This window comes from Rhodococcus sp. USK13 (assembly GCF_018343855.1).
GTDB classification, from domain to species: Bacteria; Actinomycetota; Actinomycetes; order Mycobacteriales; family Mycobacteriaceae; genus Rhodococcus_F; species Rhodococcus_F oxybenzonivorans.
This window is the reverse complement of record NZ_CP069242.1, coordinates 1510408-1527793: the sequence shown is the minus strand read 5'-3', so window position 1 is coordinate 1527793 and position 17386 is coordinate 1510408. Positions and strand designations below refer to the sequence as shown.

Here is a 17386-nt window from a genome sequence, read left to right as displayed (position 1 = left end):
TCATCCTCCCAATCCGGGTAGCGGCGGAAGTCCAGGCAGCTGCGGGAGTGGCGGCAGGCCAGGCAGTGCGGGCGGTCCGGGCTGGGCCGGAGCGGCTGCAGGAGCGGCGGGGACGCCGGGTTGGACGGGGCAGGTGCTCGGATCGGGAAGCGGCGTCGTGTGTCCCGGCGGAGTCAGCCCAGGGGCCGCGTTGTGTCCACATGTCACCGGGAACTGGTTTTGCCCGTTGAGCGTGCCAGGGTTGACGCCTTGCTCCCGGAATGCCGCGTCGATGAAGGGCTGCAGGAACTGGCCGGGAAGTAGATTCATGACGTACGCCTTGAAGAACGGGCCGGAGGCCACCGATTCACCGAGCGAGGTGATGTATTGGCTTGCCGGCAGGATCGCCTTCTTCACATCATCCTTACGTTCATTCAACAGTGCTGTCACACCGTTGAGTTGATCGAGTACTGGCCGGAGTTGGGCTTCGTTGTCATCGACCAGCGACGCCACCTGCGCGGTGACGGCGGAGAGGTTTACCAGAAGCGTGTCGATTGCCTGTCGGCGCTGATCGAGCGCGGTGAAGAGGGTGTTGCTGTCGAGGAGCAGCTTGTTGATCTGCTGGCTGCGGCCGCCGAGGACCTTGGTCAGTGACTCCGCGTTGTGGAACAGGTCCTTGACCATCTGATCGCGGGTGCCCACAGTGTCCGAGAGTCGGGAGACCCCGTCGAGCGCGGCACCCAGGTTCGGTGCGGTCTGATCGAGGGTTTGGCTCAGTGTGTCCAGTGCGTTGGTGACCTGGTCGGTGTCCAGGTTGCTCACGGTGGTCGTCAGGTCGCCGAGCGCATCGGTCAGGAGATAGGGGGTGGAGGTGCGCTCGAGCGGGATCGGTTGATCGGGTGAGAGCACCTTGTCCCCCTTCGGCGTGACCTGCAGGAACTTTCGTCCCAGCACGGTCAGTGTCTTGATCGATACCTCTGAGTCCACGCCCAGAGGCGGTCCGTCCACACTGAATGCGATCCGGACCTTGTCGCCGTCGAGGTCGATGTCCTCGACATCCCCGACGTGGACGCCGGAGAGGAACACCTTGTCGCCGGTCTCGAGCCCGCCTGTGTCACCGACGTATGCGGTGTAGGTCAACGACGAGCTCAGTGTGGAGGCGATACGGTCGAAGTTGACCGAGATCAGCACCAGGGCCGCGACCACCAGGACGCCGATCAGACCGGTGCGTACCGTGTTGGATTGCTGTGTTCGGCTCACTGTGCTGTACACCTTCCTGCCCGCTGCCCGATGATCGGAATGAGGGCGGGATTGCCATCAGGGCCATTGACTTTCAATGTGACATCGCAGAGGTAGAACGTGAAGAAGTCGCCGTAGAGTCCGAGTCGGGCGAGGCGGCCGTACGCATCGGGGAGCGCGCTGAGCGCCCAGTTGACGTAGTCCTTGTCCGCATTGATGTTGCCGGCGACTCGTCCGATCTCGGTGACGTCGTTCCTGATAGCCGGGCGGGCGTTCACCAGGAGGTCGGCGACGGAGGCGGACGCGTCGTTGACGCGGACGAGGGCATCACCGATCGGGTCGGACTGCTCGGAGAGTCCACTGATGACTTGCTGCAGCTTGTCGATACCTTCGTCGAACTGCTTGTTGTGTTCGTCGACGGTGCCGAGTACGCGGTTGAGGTTGTCGATCACCGAGCCGATCAGCTGATCGCGGTCGGCCAATGCGGAGGTCAGTTCGCCGGATTGTTTCAGGAAGTCCGATACCGTTCCACCCTGTCCCTGCAGAACATTCACCAGTGAGGTGGAGAGCTTGTTGACCTGGTCGGGGTCCAGCGCCTTGAACAGTGGCCGGAAACCGTTGATCAGGGCATCGAGATCCAGCGCGGCCATCGTGCGATCCGCCGGGATGGTCGAGTCCTCGGGCTGTGCGGTGTTGGACCCCGGGCTGTCGAGCAGTTCGAGGTAGTGGGCTCCGATGAGGTTCTCGTACCGCACGGCGAGCTTGGTGGACTCGGTGAACGGCACGGCCTTCGTGAGCGAGAACTCGACCAGGGCGGTGGCCTCGTCGACGATCTCGACCGACTTCACCTTCCCGACCTCGACGCCGGCGACCCGCACGAACTCATCCGACTTCAAACCGGATGCGTCCGCGAAGGCTGCCTTGTACGTGCGTTCGCTGCCGAACCGCACTTGCGAGAAGACCACGACGACCGCGGCAGTGAAGAGGACCATGATCACCGCGAAGAGCGCCAAGCGCGCAATGGTTCCAGTGATTTTCATTAGCGTGCAGGCCCTCCCACGATGTTTCCGAACAGATAGTCGACGAAGAACGGGGAACCCAGACGGGGGCTGGTCGCATCGGCGATCGAGGCGCCGGTGTCGGTGACCAGTACGGGCGACGGATACATGTCTTTGGTGATCATTGGATAGCATCCCGGTTGCCCGCCCGGCCCGCCGGAGGCCTCGACCTTCGGTAGGTTCTTTGGATAACGATAGGGGTCGTCACCGGGAAGGAACCCGACATCGAGGTCGAGAGAGTAGCCGGTATTGTCACCGAACGAGTTCGACAGGACGTCGCGGGTGTCGACCGATTGATTTAATAGACAAGTGATTTCGGGGCTGTACTTGGACAGAAGGCCTGTTGTCGGCAGCAGTAGCCGCATCGAATCGACCAGCCCGCGCTCGAGGTCATTGGTCAGCGCCGCGCCGTCGTTGCCGAAGTTCACCGCCGCGGTCAACGTCGAATCGAGCTGTTCCTCTCTCTCGACGACCGAATCCGACGTCGTGGAAGCGAATTTCAGCAGCTCCATCAAGGTCGGCGCGACATCCGCATAGGTGTTGACGACGGTGGACGTGTCGCGGAGGTCGTTCTGAAGCTGCGGCAGGACTGGGTTGAGTCTGGCGAGTACGGAATCGGCCTTGACCATGGTGTCGCCGAACTGCTCGCCGCGGCCGCGCAGACCCTCGGCGACCGCGCCGAGTGCCGAGTTCAGCTTCGCCGGGTCGACATGGTGCATCACCGACGTCAAGTTCTCGAAGACGGTGTTGATCTCCGTCGTAACGTTGCCCGACCGGACTTCACTTCCCGCGGCGAGGTGCCCCAGCCCTGAGGCGCTGGTCAGCGCGACATACTTGGCGCCGAATGCCGTCGTCGCCCTGATCTCGGCGGTAGTATCGGCCGATAGCAGGTCGAAGCGTGCCGAATCGATATCGAGGCTCAGTCGCGAGGTGCCGGCCACCTGCTGGACCTCCTTGACCCTGCCGATCTCGACACCATTGAGTTGGACCTTGGCCCCGGGTTCCATTACCAGGCCGGACCTGTCGGCGACGACCGTTAGCGGCACGGTTTCCTCGAAGGCCCCGCGAAAGGTCTGCATACACAGCACCAAGGCCGTGATGACGCCGACCAGCATCGCGGCACCGGCGACCCGCAGCGGTGGCTGTTTGTAGTGTGATTTCGTGCGTGTTCCCATCAGCGCGTCCCCCGTCTAACCGGCCAGGTTGAAATTGCCGGATGTTCCGTAAATGGCAAGTGAGGCAAACAGAACCACCATCACCACCGCGATCAGTGATGTGCGTACGGCCCGTCCGACCGCCTCGCCTACGCCGGCGGGGCCACCGGCGGCGTTGTAGCCGTAGTAGCAGTGGATCAGCATGACCACGGTGGCCATCAGTAAGGCCTCCAGGAAGGACCAGAACAGGTCGCTCGTCCGCAAAAACGTGAAGAAGTAGTGGTTGTAGACGCCGGCGGACTGGCCGTAGATCCCGGTGGTCGTCACCTGCGCAGCGAGGAACGACATGATGACGGCCATGGAGTACAGCGGGATGATGGCGACGATGCCGGCGATGGCCCTGGTCGAGACCAGGTAGGACATCGACCGGATGCCGGTCACTTCGAGTGCGTCGATTTCCTCGCTGATCCGCATCGCACCCAGCTGGGCGGTGGCGCCTGCACCGATGGTCGCTGCCAGCGCGATACCGGCGACCACAGGTGCCATGATCCGGACGTTGCAGAACGCTGCGAAGAAACCGGTCAGTGCCTCGACGCCGATGTTGCCCAGCGAGTTGAATCCCTGAATAGCGGCGAGGGTTCCGCCGGCGAAGGTCATGAATCCCACGATCGCCACGGTGCCGCCGATCACCGCCAAGGCCCCGGATCCCATGCCGATTTCGGCGATCAGCCGGAGGGTTTCGCGCGAGTATGTCTTCAGGGCGTGCGGAGTGAACCGGATGGTTCGCCAGAAGAAGACTGCCTGTTCACCGAGGGATTCGAGGAAGCGCAGCGGCGCCGCCGCGACCTTCGATGCTCGTCGTTTTCCAGTCAGGCTGTCGGTCACGGTCATCGCCCCGTTCCGTACTTCACGCCGATGGCGGTGACAATCACATTCACCGCGAACAAGGCCATGAAGGCGTACACGACCGTCTCGTTGACGGCGTCGCCGACGCTCTTCGGGCCGCCCTTCACCGTGAGCCCACGGTGGCACGCCACGAGACCCGCGATGAGTCCGAACAAGCACGCTTTGACCTCGGAGATGATGACCTCCGGCAAACCGGTGACGAAGGTCAGCGACGACACGTATGCGCCCGGGGTGACGTTCTGGAAGACGACGGAGAAGAAGAAGCCTCCGACGATGCCGATCGTGATCACCAGCCCGTTCAGGAGCAGCGCCACCAGGGTGGAGCCGAGAACTCGGGGTACCACCAGACGCTGGATCGGGTCGATGCCCAGTACTTTCATGGCGTCGATCTCCTCGCGGATCGTCCGGGCTCCGAGATCGGCGCAGATCGCGGTGGCTCCGGCACCGGCCACGACCAGAACGGTCACGAGCGGGCCGATCTGGGTCACCGCGCCGAGTGCAGCACCGGCACCGGACAGGTCGGCAGCGCCGAACTCGACCAGGAGGATGTTGAGCGTGAAGACCACCAGAACGGTGAACGGCACCGCGACAAGCAGGGTAGGCAGCAACGCGACGCGAACGATGAACCAGGACTGCAGAACGAACTCTCGCCACTGAAACGGGGGCCGGAACAGCGCACGGAATGTCGCCGCGCACATCTCGAAGAATGCGCCCAGGGGCCGCAGTGCCGATTCGGCCCAGCTCCGAGCCTTCCCGGGCTTGCGGACAGGCGCGTCACGGCCCGGTGCACGCAGATCTACCGCGAGCGGTGGGGAACCGGTCACCGGTTTCCTCCTCGTCAAATGGAAAATGAAGTGTGTCGAGCGACTGATCGGGCTACTCGGGCCCATCCACAACCAGATATGTTGTGCGCCGTATCACATTTGAATGGTAGGGCTACGTTAGAACACAACACAAGTAAATCGCGATTCACTTCCTCCGTTTGGGGGAGCAATCTCATCCCAAAGTGACAGGAAACTGGGTCAGAGTTCCCCCCGAGGGGGGAGGAGGGAAGGAAAAAGTGATCCGCAATGTACTTACCCATGGGACCTCCCGTAGCGGCGTATGGAACGGCCGACCTGCCCAGCGGCAAGGAGACAACCGCCGGCGACGCGTCTACAGGCCCCATCCGCCCCGCTGTCGCCGCGCGCGGATGGGGTCCTCGACGCGTACGCGAAAGCCCTCCGGCGTCCTGCTCAGGACAGGAAACCGGAGGGCTTTCGTGGAAGCCGATCAGTCGTTGAGCTGCTCGGGCTGTAGAAGATACTCGCCGATGTACGTGCGAGATTGGTCGGAGTTGAGCGGCTGGAACATCGAAGCCGCCGAATCGCGGTACAGGCGCTCGAAGATCGCTCCCTTACGGAACGACGACCCACCGACCATGCTCATGGCATGCCTGGTCATGTGCATGACGTTCTCGGCGACGAAGGTCTTGGCCAGGCCGATGTACGGGAAGCGGAGCTCCAACGGCCATTCGTCGTCCTTGCCGTCGAGGAGTTCCTGGCAGGTCTGGTAAAGGACCCTGCGCGAGATCTCCACGCGCGAGGCCATGTCGCCGATACCGTCGATGATGTGGCCGACGCCGGAGACCTTGGTGTCCTCTGCGACGATGGCACCGAAGGTGGCGCCGAGGGTCTTCTTTGACAGGGTGGCGCGAGATTCCTCGAGAACGCGGTACTGCATACCCAGGTAGATGCTCGCGAACATCAGTGACGCCCACTCGAGGACGCCGAACGCTCCGGAGCGCCACTCACAGATGAACCCGTCTTCCGGAACGTAGTAGCCCTCGAAGTGGATGGTTTGCGTACCGGTGGCATGCATACCGAGAGCGTCCCAGGTCTTTTCGATGCGGATGCCGTCACCTTGGCCGTTCTCGTCGACGTTGAAGTCGCCGATGAAGAAGCTCTCCGCGTTGACGCGCTCCTGGAAGTCCTCCGGGAGATTTCCCTCGGCGTCGGTGATCGTCGCGTTGGTGGTGATGATGTCCGCGGCCTCGCAGAGTGTTCCCCAGGTCTTCTTGCCGTAGAGCTTCCATCCGCCGTTGGGCTGGGGTATGGCCTTCATGTCGGCGAGGCCGCTGAATCCGGCGCGCTGCTCGGAGAAGGGGCCGAAGATGATCTCGCCGTCGGCGACGCGTCCGAGCCAGTACTTGTTCTGCTCTTCACTCATCAGGTTGCCGGCGATGCCGACCATGATGTAGTGCATGTTGTAGGCCAACGTGATTGCGGAGTCGCCCTTGGACAACTCACTGATGACCTTCGATGCCTGCAGCAGGTTGCCGCCGGGTCCGCCGAACGCCTTCGGCACAGGAAGGGATCCGAGTCCGGATTCTTTGAACGCCTTGATGGACGGGTAAGCGAACGTGTTTTCCGCGTCGTACTTGGGGCCGATCTCGCGGAAGAACTTGGAAAGCTCTTCCGCCTTCTCGAAGTAGGGCTGGAATTCTTCATCGGTCATGTCCTGCTCTAGCATGTGCACTCCAATTGCTCTGTCGTTTATGAGTTGTTCAAGCGTGGTGTCAGTCGATCAAGAGGTCTTCTCGGCCGTTTTCCTTCAGAAGCTGCTTGTAGACGTCGAACAGGCCGCCGGTGAGTGGGAGAAGCTTTAGCGCCACCGAGCGTTTGCCGTCGAGTTTGACCTTCCGCTGTGCCATCGCGAGGGTGAAGTTGAGTTTGCCTTGCCAGAACTTGTTGCTGTTGTCCGACGACATCCGCAACTGCACCGTGGACGCCATTCCCTCGGTCGCATCGCCCGTGGTGACCTTCTGTCCCGGGAAGTCGATGATCATTACCGCGTCCGGATCTGTCTGGATCAGCTTGATCACCAGACCGGTCCCCGCGGTCGCGTCGATGAAGGTCTTCTCCTTCGTGGCTCTGTCGAAAATTCCACCGATATAGGTGTAGACCTCGTCGGCGTTGGCGAATGTACTCATGTCGACCCTTCGGTTCCGGTGCTGGATGAACCAAGTGTGGCAGCGGTCACTCGGCGTCCACACCCCTCTGAAGAGGGATTTCACCCCCACGTTGGGGAGATAAGTCGGCGGCGCAGTTGGAGATGCCCGCACGGCCCTGGGGGCGCGCGTGCGCGCCGGCCACGATCTCGCCTCGACAACGAGTTGCCGAGATGAGTTATTTCGCAACAGTTTCAAGCGGAACGACAGTGAGACCGTCGGCGGCTTCGATTAGCAGGCCGGGGTCGACGGGTTCGCCGGATCCGGCTCGGGGGTGGCTAGCGGCGCAAGTGTGGGGTCGCCGGCGCGCCTCACCCGCGTCCGGCGTCCACGGGCCGTCGGGTGGGGCGGATGGCAGGCGCCCGCCTCCCTGTGGAAATACGGAAAGGCCGCGTCGTCATCGACGCGGCCTACGTGAGCGAGTTCCAGCAGGATCTACCGGAGGGTTGTTCGTGCCAGGGCTGCCCCTCTAGGGGGCGGGTAGACGCCTCGCAGCGTCAACCACGGCAGTGACTCGTTCACAACGTGGTCCAGCACTGAGGGTTCCGACATTGGCAGAAGGGTGACGCCGTCGACGACACCGACGACGTACAGATCCGCGATCAGGCTGGCGAGTCCGATGGGTGTGCCGATGTATTCCAAAGATTCGCTCGGTCGTGGGCCCGGCAGCATGCTGTCGAGCGTCATCAGTTCCTTGCGCGCGGTCCGGGCCTCCGGCGCGATGAGCACCGCAATATCGACGAGCACCGCGATATCGTCGGGATGGCCGCCCTTGGCCTGGATCTCCGATCGCAGCGTCGCGCGTTCTCGATGAGCTTGGGCCATGTCTGCCGCCTGTATCCGCACAATCGTCGCGTGGTCGCGCGGAAGACCGCCGTCGTCGTCCGTTCGGCGCAGGTCAACCCAGCGAGACTCTGGACGTCCGGTCCGAGGGTCGATGCTGAGTGCGGGGTGGTGGCCGTAGCCGTTGAGTTCCGCGGCGACCCTCAGGGCCGGTCGTGACGTTGTGTTCAGGCTTGTCATGGCGCATTTTCTCCAGTTGGGGTGCGGGGAGGCAGTGGCCGTGGCGTTCTACGACCCGAACGGTACGGCCCGGTGGTAGCGGCCTTCGTGATAAAGCAGTGGGGCCGCGTCCGAGGTTCCATCGGCGTCATCGATGTGGATTTCCTCGACCGCCCCGATGACCAAGGTGTGATCGCCTGCCTCGATCAGCTGGTGCACGCCGGTCCGCAACCAGCAGTGCGTGTCGCGCAGCAGGGGCTCGCCGGTGGACAATGTCACCCAGGCCGATTCGTCAGCGAACCGCTGATCGGCACTCGCGGAAAAGCGTTGCGCGAGGGGGAGTTGATGGTCTCCGACGAGATGGACGATCAACGATTGTGCCTGGTGTAGGGCACTGATGCTCGACGAGGTGTGGGCGATATTGAATGACACCAGTGGTGGGTTCAGTGACAGAGACGAGAACGAGGTCGCGGTGAACCCGACCGGTCCGTTCGCCGAGTCGAGGGTGATGATCGTGACGCCGGCGGGATGGCGACGAAGTGCCGTCCGGTAGAGATCGGCATCGATAGTGGTGGACGCTCCCGCCCTGTGGGCGGAGTTGTCGAGGGACTGGGACAACGGATTCTCCATTCAAGCGGGAAAGGTTCTCTGCAGCCGACGGCGATCTTCCTCGGCATTTAGTGAAGCCTGGTGTACATGAGCTGAGATTGCCGCTGCGTTACCGCCTACGATAGCGCCGAGTCGGGGTGATCTCAAGATGTAAGTGTACGACGATTCACTTTTGGGTTACTCTGGTCACAGCTTCGATGCTCGCCCTCGTCGGTGAGAGTCCCCAGATCTGAAAGAAAGGCGTACGGATGCCCGTACTCGACTCGGTGATCGACACGTCATCGGATACCTATCAGGAGAACCGCAGAGTGCAGCTCGCTGCGGTCGCCGCGCTGAATGAGCAACTCGACCTCGTCATCGCGGGTGGTGGCCAGCGGTACACCCAACGCCACCACGATCGCGGACGCCTACTCGTCCGTGAACGGATCGAACTCCTCATCGACCGCGATGCTCCGTTCATGGAGCTGTCACCGTTGGCGGCGTGGGGAACTCAGTTCAACGTCGGGGCGGCAATCGTGACAGGCGTCGGCGTCGTTTCCGGAGTCGAAACCATGATCATCGCCCACGACCCCACGGTGCGGGGCGGAACGATGAACCCCTTCACATTGAAGAAGAATCTGCGTGCGTTGGAGATCGCTCGCGTGAACCGGCTCCCAGTGGTCTACCTGGTGGAGTCCGGCGGTGCGGACCTGCCGACGCAATCAGAACTCTTTGTGTTCGCCGGCAAGATCTTCCACGATCTGAGTGAACTGTCGTCGATGGGAATTCCGACCATCGCGCTGGTCTTCGGCAACGCCACCGCCGGTGGCGCATACGTTCCCGGCATGTGCGACTACGCGGTGTTGGTCGACAAACAGGCCAAGGTGTTCCTGGGTGGGCCCCCGCTGGTGAAGATGGCCACCGGAGAGGACGCCAATGACGAGGACCTCGGGGGTGCGGACATGCACTCGCGTGTGTCCGGTGTGGCCGACCAGTTCGCCGTCGACGAGAACGACTGCATCAGAATCGGCCGCGACATCGTCAGCCACCTCAATTGGCGCAAGCTCGGACCAGCCCCGTCCGCGGCAGCCGACGACCCGCTGTACGACCCCGAGGAGCTCCTCGGTATCGCCTCCGGGGACCCACGGGTCCCGTTCGATCCCCGGGATGTCATTGCGCGCGTCGCCGACGGCTCGAGGTTCTCCGAGTACAAGCCGCGCTACGGGTCGAGCCTGGTGACCGGTTGGGCATCGATCCACGGATTTCCGGTCGGAATCCTCGCCAACCACCGCGGTGTCCTCTTCAGCGAAGAGGCCAAGAAGGCCACCGAATTCATTCTGTTGGCGAACCAGACCGACACCCCGCTGATTTTCCTGCACAACACCACCGGCTACATGGTCGGCACCGAATACGAGCAGGGCGGCATCATCAAGGACGGTTCCAAGATGATCAATGCGGTCACCAACAGCAAGGTTCCGCACATCACGATCAACGTCGGCGGTTCCTTCGGTGCCGGAAACTACGGAATGTCCGGCCGGGCATACGATCCCCGCTTCATGTTCACCTGGGCCAATGCCAAGCTCGCGGTGATGGGAGCCCAGCAACTCGCCGGTGTGATGTCGATTGTCGGCAAGACCGCCGCAGAGGCTGCGGGTCGTGAATTCGACGTGGAGGCCGATGCCGCACGCACCGCCGCCATCGAGCAACAGATCGAAGCCGAGTCACATCCCTTCTTCATCTCCGGACGCCTCTACGACGATGGCGTCATCGATCCACGTGACACCCGCGCGATCCTCGCGATCGCATTGTCTGCCGCCCATTCCAACCACATTGCCGGCCAGCGTGGCTACGGCGTCTTCAGAATGTGAGTACCGCAGTGTCAACGATCACCAAGCTGCTGATCGCCAACCGAGGCGAAATCGCGTCGCGCATCATCCGGACGGCGCGCGAAATGGACATCTCGACGGTGGCGCTCTATTCCGACGCCGATCGCGACTCTCCGTACGTCCTCGAGGCCGACGAATCCATCCACCTTCCCGGCACCACCCCCACCGACACCTACCTTCGGGTCGATCTGGTTATCGCGGCCGCACACCGAACCGGCGCGAACGCCATCCACCCCGGCTATGGGTTCCTCTCGGAGAACGAGGACTTCGCACGACGATGCAAGGACGAGGGCATCATCTTTGTCGGTCCCTCGCCCGAGGCGATCGCGGCGATGGGATCGAAGATCGAGGCCAAGCGCATCATGGCGGATGCAGGGGTCCCGGTGCTGCCGGGGATGGTGATCGAGAGCGAATCCGACGAAGATCCGGAGCGGCTGCGGTCGGCAGCAGACGACATCGGGTTGCCGGTCCTGGTCAAGGCCGCGTTCGGCGGCGGTGGCCGCGGAATGCGGATCGTCAACGACCGCGACGAGATCGTCGAAGCGGTCCGCAGCGCCCGCCGCGAGGCCCAGTCGGCGTTCGGCAACGGCACCGTCTTCCTGGAGAAGTTCGTCCAGTCGCCGCGGCACATCGAGGTGCAGATCTTCGGTGACAGCTTCGGCAACGTGGTTCACCTGGGCGAACGAGAGTGCTCCATCCAGCGTCGGTACCAGAAGATTGTCGAGGAGTCGCCCTCGACGGCGGTCGACCGGGAGTTGCGGGAAGAACTCGGCGCCGCCGCGGTCTCGGCGGGTAAGGCGCTCAATTACGAGGGTGCCGGCACCGTCGAATTCGTGATGGCACCTGATGGCGCGTTCTACTTCCTCGAGGTCAACACCCGACTTCAGGTGGAGCACCCGGTCACCGAGCTCGTCACCGGAACGGACCTGGTGCGAGGACAGCTCCTCGTTGCCGCCGGCCAGAAGCTGCCCCCCGAGATCGAATCACCGGAGTTCAACGGACACGCTGTCGAGGTTCGTCTTTACGCCGAGGACGTGCCGGCCGGATTCGTGCCGGTATCCGGGAAGCTGACCACCTTCGAGATCGCCGACCTTCCCGGCATCCGCGTCGACGCGGGATTCGCATCGGGGTCCACTGTCAGTACCTTCTACGATCCGATGCTGGCGAAGGTGATCGGATTTGGCCGTACCCGGGAAGAGGCCTGTGACCGGGTGGCCCGGGCCCTGGACGAATCACTCATCCACGGCGTGACCACCAACCGCGATCTGCTGATCGGAATTCTCCGTGAACCCGAGTTCCGCAACGGGCAGACCGACACCGGCTACCTCGACCGGCACTCGGTCGCCGATCTGACCGCCGGCCGCGTCAACGACGACGCCACCACCGCGACCCACGCGCTCGTCGCCGCACTTGCCGTTCAGTCCGAGCGCCGAGCAACGACGGCGACGCTGCCGGGACTTCCCTCCGGGTTCCGCACCGTTCGCAGCGCACCGCAGGCAGTGCTGTTCCGCGACGGCGACAACGACATCGAGATCGCATACGAGTTTCTCCGCGACCGGGTCAACGCGGCCGTCGACGGCCGCGACATCGAAGGCATCGAGCTCATCGAGACCTCCCCCACCCTGGTCGATGCGGTCATCGAGGGTGTGCGCCGCCGCTATTCGATCGTCCGCGATGGTGCCGCGCATTTCGTCAACAGCGCCCTCGGCGCCACCGAACTGCACGAGGTGGAACGATTCCCCGACCCGAGCGATGTGCAGGAATCCGGTTCCCTACTCGCGCCGATGCCCGGCTCAGTCGTACGGATCGAGGTCTCCGAGGGAGACGAAATCACGGCCGGCGCCGCCGTCGTCGTGCTCGAGGCCATGAAGATGGAGCACACGGTCAAGGCCCCCATCGACGGAGTGGTGACGAAGATTCCCGTCACCGTCGGCCAGCAGGTCGACTCCGGCACCGTGCTTGCCGTGGTGCACGACGGGCAGGAGGGCCCATAGATGACTGACGACACCTCCACCGCGGCGGTCACCTACGAGGTGCGCAATTCCGTCGCATGGCTCACGATCAACCGGCCTGATGCCCGCAACAGTCTCAACCGCGCGGTGCGGGAGGGCCTGTTCGCCGGCGTCCGGCGCTTCAACGACGACGAGTCCGCGAAGGTCCTCGTCCTCACCGGCAGCGGCGACAAGGCGTTCTGCGCCGGCGGCGATCTCAAGGAAATGAGCCAGGACCAACTCACCGTCCCGCCCGTGGACTTCGTTCCCCAGTTCGGCCGCAACATCCAAGTCGACAAGCCGACCATCGCGGCCGTCAACGGTGCCGCCTTCGCCGGTGGCTTCCTGCTGGCACAAACCTGCGACCTCTGTATCGCCTCGAGTACGGCCACCTTCGCCATTTCCGAGGTGAAGATCGGCCGCGGCTCACCCTGGGCGGCTCCGCTGCCGCTGATGGTGCCGCAACGGATCGCGATGGAAATCGTCCTCACCGGCGCCCCATTGACAGCGCAGCGCGCCTACGAGATCGGCTTCGTCAACCAGGTCGTCGAGCCCGACGAATTGACCGAAGCCACACAGAGGTTCGCGGAGTTGATCGCCGCCAATGCCCCTCTGTCTGTGGGTGCCGGGAAGAAGACCGCCAAGCTGACCGCCGAGTATGCACTATCGGCAGCGTTCGAGATGGCAGAAGAGATCTGGGAACCGGTCTACCTCAGCGACGACGCGCAGGAAGGAATGCTCGCCTTCAGCGAGAAGCGGCGTCCCTCCTGGAAGGGGCACTGATGGCACTGGACTACGAGGCTCTTCTCGATGACCTCGACGTCGAAACTGTCCGGCTGGTCCTCATTCTCCGTGGTCTCACACCGGATCAATGGGAGGTCGATACTCCCGCCGACGGCTGGGCCGTGCGCGATCAGGTCTCGCATTTGGCGTTTTTCGACGATGCCGCGAGAACCGCGGTGGAGGATCCGGAACGGTTCCGCGAAGAATCCGCCGCCCTGATCGCCGGCGGAATGGATTTTCCGGACCGGATCGCTCGTGACCTACGGACGATGTCCCACCGGGACCTGGAAGAGTGGTTCGTCCGCTCGCGAAACGCGTTGCTCGAGACGCTGCGACGAACCGATCCGAAGGCACGGATGCCCTGGTACGGACCCGATATGAGTGCCGCCTCCTCGGCCACCGCACGGTTGATGGAGACGTGGGCACACGGCCGGGATATCTACGATGCCCTCGGCCTACGACACCAGGCCAGTCCTGGTCTGCGCAGCATCGCACACCTGGGAGTGAGTACCTTCGCCTTCGCCCACCAGCTCAATGGGCTGCCCGTGCCAGACCATCCTGTCCGAGTGGTACTGCAAGCCCCGCACCCCGAGGCCAGTGTGTGGACGTGGGGACCCGCTGACGCCGAGAACTCCGTCGTTGGTTCGGCCGAGGACTTCGTCCTCGTCGTCACGCAACGACGCAACGTGGCCGACACCCGCCTCGTCGTCACCGGCCCCGTCGCCCACACCTGGATGGGCATCGCCCAAGCCTTCGCCGGGGCCCCCGGCCCCGGCCGACCCAGCCTCGCCACCCCGTCAACCACTGGAGGAACCCGATGAGAAAGTCTGACGGCCCGCGTCGGCCGATCCGTATCGGCAACGCATCGGGATTCTACGGCGACCGGCTCTCGGCCTTCCGCGATATGGTCGACGGCAGCCCGGTCGATGTGATCACCGGCGACTACCTGGCCGAACTGACCATGCTCATCCTCTGGAAGGCCCGCAAGAAGGACCCCGCCACCGGCTACGCGAAAACATTCCTCACCCAGGCCCGTCAATCACTCGCCGATTGCGCCGCCAAGGGAATCAAGATCGTCGTGAATGCGGGCGGCCTCAATCCTGCCGGTCTCGCCGACGAGGTCCGCAAGCTCATCGCCGATCAGGGGCTCGACCTGTCCGTCGCGCATCTCGAGGGCGATGACATCCGGCCCCGACTCGAATCACTGCTGGCCGACGGGCACGAATTCCGGCACCTCGACAAGGGCACCACGCTGGCAGAGGCCGGCGTGAGCCCGGTGTCGGCGAACGCGTACCTCGGTGGCTGGGGTATCGCCGCAGCACTGAACAACGGTGCCGACGTGGTGATCTGTCCACGCGTCACCGACGCAGCACTCGTTGTCGGCACCAGCGCGTGGTGGCACGGCTGGGGGCGCACCGACTTCGACGCCCTTGCCGGGGCGGTGGCAGCCGGACACATCATCGAGTGCGGCCCGCAAGCAACGGGGGGCAACTATTCACAAATCCGGGAAGTGCACGATCGTCGCTACCCGGGCTCCCCGATCGCCGAAATTGCGCACGACGGGAGCTTTGTCATCACCAAGGACCCCGGAACGGGAGGCCTGGTGTCCGTGGGAACCGTCACGGCCCAGTTGTTGTACGAGATCGATGGCCCCCTCTACCTGAACCCGGACGTCGCCGCGCACTTCGAGACCATCGAGATCACCCAAGAAGGGACCGACCGGGTCCGGGTGGCGGGAACCACGGGAAGCCCCCCGCCGCCCGACCTGAAGGTCGCGATGAACTACATCGGCGGCTTCCGCAACACGATGACCCTGGTCCTCACCGGACTCGACATCGAAGAAAAGGCCGCCTGGGCGGTCGACGAGCTGTTCGAGATCCTCGGCGGAAAAGAAAAGTTCGACGACGTCGACATTCAACTGCTCCGCTACGACATTCCCGACCCGCCCACCGCCGCCCAATCGACAGCGCACCTGCGGGTCACCGTCAAAGACGCCGATCGCGCCAAGGTCGACCGCGCCTTCTCCAACTCGGTCACCGAGATTGCCGTCGCCGGCTATGCCGGTTTCCACACCACCACCCCGCCGTCTTCGGCATCGGAATTCGGGGTTTACTGGCCCTCGCTCATCCCGGCCGACGAAATCGAACATGTGGTCTTCCACGGCGACGGAACCAAGGAAATCATCGACCACTGCCCGCGAACCCAAACGCCGGCAACGACACCGACTTCCGTACCGCCGACTCCGCACGACGACGTGGCTGACACGGTACCGACCACTCGTCTCCCACTGGGGTCCGTCGTGGCCGCTCGCTCCGGCGACAAGGGCGGCAAGGCAAATGTCGGTGTGTGGACCGACACCCCGCAGCGGTGGAACTGGCTGCGCCGGCACCTGACCGTCGCCAAGTTCGTCGAGCTGGTTCCCGAGGCGGCGTCCCTGCCCGTACACCGCTACGAGCTCCCGAACCTTCGGGCACTGAACTTCGTCATCGTCGGGTTCCTGGGCGACGGCGTGGCGTCCTCGACCCGCACGGACGCACAGGCCAAGAGTCTCGGTGAGTACCTGCGCGCCCGGCACACTGACATCCCGATGGCATTGCTCCCCGAGACCAACTGACGCCACCGGCGGCGACCGCCGCCCCCACCGGAGGAACCACCATGGAGTTCACCGAGTCCGACGAGCACGTCGCGATCCGCGAGGCGGTCGCCGACATCACCACAAAGTTCGGTCCCGACTACTACACCCGCCACGCATTAGCGCATGAGCCGACCACAGAACTATGGAAGGCGCTCGGTCACAGCGGATTCATAGGCATCAACCTCCCGGAAGAGTACGGCGGAGGCGGCGCCGGCATGACGGAGCTGGCTTTGGTCTGCGAGGAAACCGCCGCCCACGGCTGTCCGCTGCTGCTCCTACTCGTCTCCAGCGCCATCTCCGGGGAACTGATCGCCAAGTACGGCAGCGACGACCAACGTCAGCGATGGCTGCCGGGCATGGCGTCGGGCGAGACCAAAGTGGTCTTCGCGATCACCGAACCCGACGCAGGTTCGAATACGCACCAACTGTCCACCCACGCCGTTCGCGACGGCGAGGACTACCTCCTGAACGGCACGAAGTACTACATCTCGGGTGTCGATGAGGCGGAGGCGCTCGTGGTCGTCGCCCGTACCGGGCACGACGAGGCGACCGGCCGGGCACAGCTGTCATTGTTTCTGATCCCCACCGACGCCCCGGGGCTGATCAAGCACGCCCTCCCGGTCGGGGTCGCGCTGCCCGAAAAGCAGTTCACCCTGCACTTCGACGACGTACGTGTTCCGGCCGACAGCCTGCTGGGAGTCGAACACGAGGGTTTTTCCCAAGTCTTCGACGGCCTGAACCCCGAGCGGATCACCGGCGCCGCGATCTGTGTCGGAGTCGGCCGGTTCACCCTGGGCCGCGCGGCCGAGTACGCCCGGACACGCACGGTCTGGGGCCAGCCGATCGGGATGTATCAGGGACTGTCTCACCCGTTGGCCAAGGCGCAGATCGAGGTGCAGCTGGCCGCCCTGGCCACTGCGAAGGCCGCGTGGTTGTACGAGCACGGAAAACCCGCAGCCGAGGCATCGAACGTGGCGAAGTACGCCGCCGCCGAGGCCGCGGTCGCGGCGGCGGATGCCGCCATCCAGACGCACGGCGGCAACGGACTGAGCAATGACTACGGGCTTCTCCCGCAGTGGGGGCTTGCCCGGCTTCTCCGGATCGCCCCGGTGAGCCGCGAGATGATCCTCAACTACGTAGCCCAACACAGCCTGCAACTGCCCCGGTCCTACTGAC

Annotated in this window: 15 protein-coding genes; 6 read left to right on the top strand and 9 right to left on the bottom strand. The window is 63.8% G+C overall.

What is annotated here, in order from left to right:
* The 9 genes from JQT59_RS09830 to JQT59_RS09790 all read right to left on the bottom strand — a co-directional run bounded on the left by JQT59_RS09830 (position 1) and on the right by JQT59_RS09790 (position 8957).
* A complete protein-coding gene (locus JQT59_RS09830) occupies positions 1–1239 on the bottom strand; it encodes an MCE family protein (RefSeq protein WP_213575966.1) in 1239 nt (412 codons plus the stop codon).
* Positions 1236–2258 (bottom strand): MCE family protein, encoded by a 1023-nt coding sequence (locus JQT59_RS09825; RefSeq protein ID WP_213575965.1) that lies wholly within the window; start codon positions 2256–2258, stop codon positions 1236–1238. The genes JQT59_RS09830 and JQT59_RS09825 overlap by 4 nt, the downstream gene beginning before the upstream one ends.
* The gene (locus JQT59_RS09820; protein WP_213575964.1) at positions 2258–3451 is read right to left on the bottom strand and encodes an MCE family protein; all 1194 of its coding nucleotides are present in this window, start codon (positions 3449–3451) and stop codon (positions 2258–2260) included. Before JQT59_RS09820 ends, JQT59_RS09825 begins: the two co-directional genes overlap by 1 nt.
* Positions 3452–3466: 15 nt before the next feature.
* Positions 3467–4321, bottom strand: coding sequence for an MlaE family ABC transporter permease (locus JQT59_RS09815; protein WP_213575963.1), 855 nt, complete (start codon positions 4319–4321; stop codon positions 3467–3469).
* The gene (locus JQT59_RS09810) at positions 4318–5034 is read right to left on the bottom strand and encodes an MlaE family ABC transporter permease (protein ID WP_230990442.1); all 717 of its coding nucleotides are present in this window, start codon (positions 5032–5034) and stop codon (positions 4318–4320) included. The genes JQT59_RS09815 and JQT59_RS09810 overlap by 4 nt, the downstream gene beginning before the upstream one ends.
* Before the next feature lie 574 nt (positions 5035–5608).
* The gene (locus JQT59_RS09805; RefSeq protein WP_213575961.1) at positions 5609–6847 is read right to left on the bottom strand and encodes an acyl-CoA dehydrogenase family protein; all 1239 of its coding nucleotides are present in this window, start codon (positions 6845–6847) and stop codon (positions 5609–5611) included.
* 46 nt (positions 6848–6893) lie between these two features.
* A complete protein-coding gene (locus JQT59_RS09800) occupies positions 6894–7307 on the bottom strand; it encodes an SCP2 sterol-binding domain-containing protein (RefSeq protein ID WP_005563683.1) in 414 nt (137 codons plus the stop codon).
* Positions 7308–7760: 453 nt separating this feature from the next.
* A complete protein-coding gene (locus tag JQT59_RS09795; RefSeq protein ID WP_213575960.1) occupies positions 7761–8348 on the bottom strand; it encodes a hypothetical protein in 588 nt (195 codons plus the stop codon).
* A gap of 48 nt (positions 8349–8396) precedes the next feature.
* Positions 8397–8957 (bottom strand): flavin reductase family protein, encoded by a 561-nt coding sequence (locus JQT59_RS09790; protein WP_213575959.1) that lies wholly within the window; start codon positions 8955–8957, stop codon positions 8397–8399.
* A gap of 227 nt (positions 8958–9184) precedes the next feature.
* Here JQT59_RS09790 and JQT59_RS09785 point away from each other — a divergent pair, with 227 nt between their 5' ends.
* From JQT59_RS09785 to JQT59_RS09760, 6 genes are read left to right on the top strand one after another with little or no spacing between them, the layout of a single operon-like run.
* A complete protein-coding gene (locus JQT59_RS09785) occupies positions 9185–10783 on the top strand; it encodes an acyl-CoA carboxylase subunit beta (protein ID WP_213575958.1) in 1599 nt (532 codons plus the stop codon).
* A gap of 8 nt (positions 10784–10791) precedes the next feature.
* Positions 10792–12795 (top strand): ATP-binding protein, encoded by a 2004-nt coding sequence (locus JQT59_RS09780; protein ID WP_213575957.1) that lies wholly within the window; start codon positions 10792–10794, stop codon positions 12793–12795.
* A complete protein-coding gene (locus tag JQT59_RS09775; protein WP_213575956.1) occupies positions 12796–13575 on the top strand; it encodes an enoyl-CoA hydratase/isomerase family protein in 780 nt (259 codons plus the stop codon).
* Positions 13575–14396 (top strand): TIGR03084 family metal-binding protein, encoded by an 822-nt coding sequence (locus JQT59_RS09770; RefSeq protein ID WP_213575955.1) that lies wholly within the window; start codon positions 13575–13577, stop codon positions 14394–14396. Before JQT59_RS09775 ends, JQT59_RS09770 begins: the two co-directional genes overlap by 1 nt.
* Positions 14393–16189, top strand: coding sequence for an acyclic terpene utilization AtuA family protein (locus JQT59_RS09765; protein ID WP_213575954.1), 1797 nt, complete (start codon positions 14393–14395; stop codon positions 16187–16189). Before JQT59_RS09770 ends, JQT59_RS09765 begins: the two co-directional genes overlap by 4 nt.
* A gap of 41 nt (positions 16190–16230) precedes the next feature.
* Complete coding sequence (locus JQT59_RS09760) at positions 16231–17385, top strand: acyl-CoA dehydrogenase family protein (RefSeq protein ID WP_213575953.1); 1155 nt, start codon at positions 16231–16233, stop codon at positions 17383–17385.
* The last annotated feature ends 1 nt before the right edge of the window (position 17386 follow it).

What these genes read in the sequence shown, in the direction of transcription:
- JQT59_RS09815 (WP_213575963.1), bottom strand. Translation starts at nt 4,321, where the DNA reads ATGACCGTGACCGACAGCCTGACTGGAAAACGACGAGCATCGAAGGTC.
- JQT59_RS09770 (WP_213575955.1), top strand. Translation starts at nt 13,575, where the DNA reads ATGGCACTGGACTACGAGGCTCTTCTCGATGACCTCGACGTCGAAACT.
- JQT59_RS09790 (WP_213575959.1), bottom strand. Translation starts at nt 8,957, where the DNA reads ATGGAGAATCCGTTGTCCCAGTCCCTCGACAACTCCGCCCACAGGGCG.
- JQT59_RS09760 (WP_213575953.1), top strand. Translation starts at nt 16,231, where the DNA reads ATGGAGTTCACCGAGTCCGACGAGCACGTCGCGATCCGCGAGGCGGTC.
- JQT59_RS09805 (WP_213575961.1), bottom strand. Translation starts at nt 6,847, where the DNA reads ATGCTAGAGCAGGACATGACCGATGAAGAATTCCAGCCCTACTTCGAG.
- JQT59_RS09800 (WP_005563683.1), bottom strand. Translation starts at nt 7,307, where the DNA reads ATGAGTACATTCGCCAACGCCGACGAGGTCTACACCTATATCGGTGGA.
- JQT59_RS09765 (WP_213575954.1), top strand. Translation starts at nt 14,393, where the DNA reads ATGAGAAAGTCTGACGGCCCGCGTCGGCCGATCCGTATCGGCAACGCA.
- JQT59_RS09810 (WP_230990442.1), bottom strand. Translation starts at nt 5,034, where the DNA reads ATGTGCGCGGCGACATTCCGTGCGCTGTTCCGGCCCCCGTTTCAGTGG.
- JQT59_RS09795 (WP_213575960.1), bottom strand. Translation starts at nt 8,348, where the DNA reads ATGACAAGCCTGAACACAACGTCACGACCGGCCCTGAGGGTCGCCGCG.
- JQT59_RS09825 (WP_213575965.1), bottom strand. Translation starts at nt 2,258, where the DNA reads ATGAAAATCACTGGAACCATTGCGCGCTTGGCGCTCTTCGCGGTGATC.
- JQT59_RS09785 (WP_213575958.1), top strand. Translation starts at nt 9,185, where the DNA reads ATGCCCGTACTCGACTCGGTGATCGACACGTCATCGGATACCTATCAG.
- JQT59_RS09775 (WP_213575956.1), top strand. Translation starts at nt 12,796, where the DNA reads ATGACTGACGACACCTCCACCGCGGCGGTCACCTACGAGGTGCGCAAT.
- JQT59_RS09820 (WP_213575964.1), bottom strand. Translation starts at nt 3,451, where the DNA reads ATGGGAACACGCACGAAATCACACTACAAACAGCCACCGCTGCGGGTC.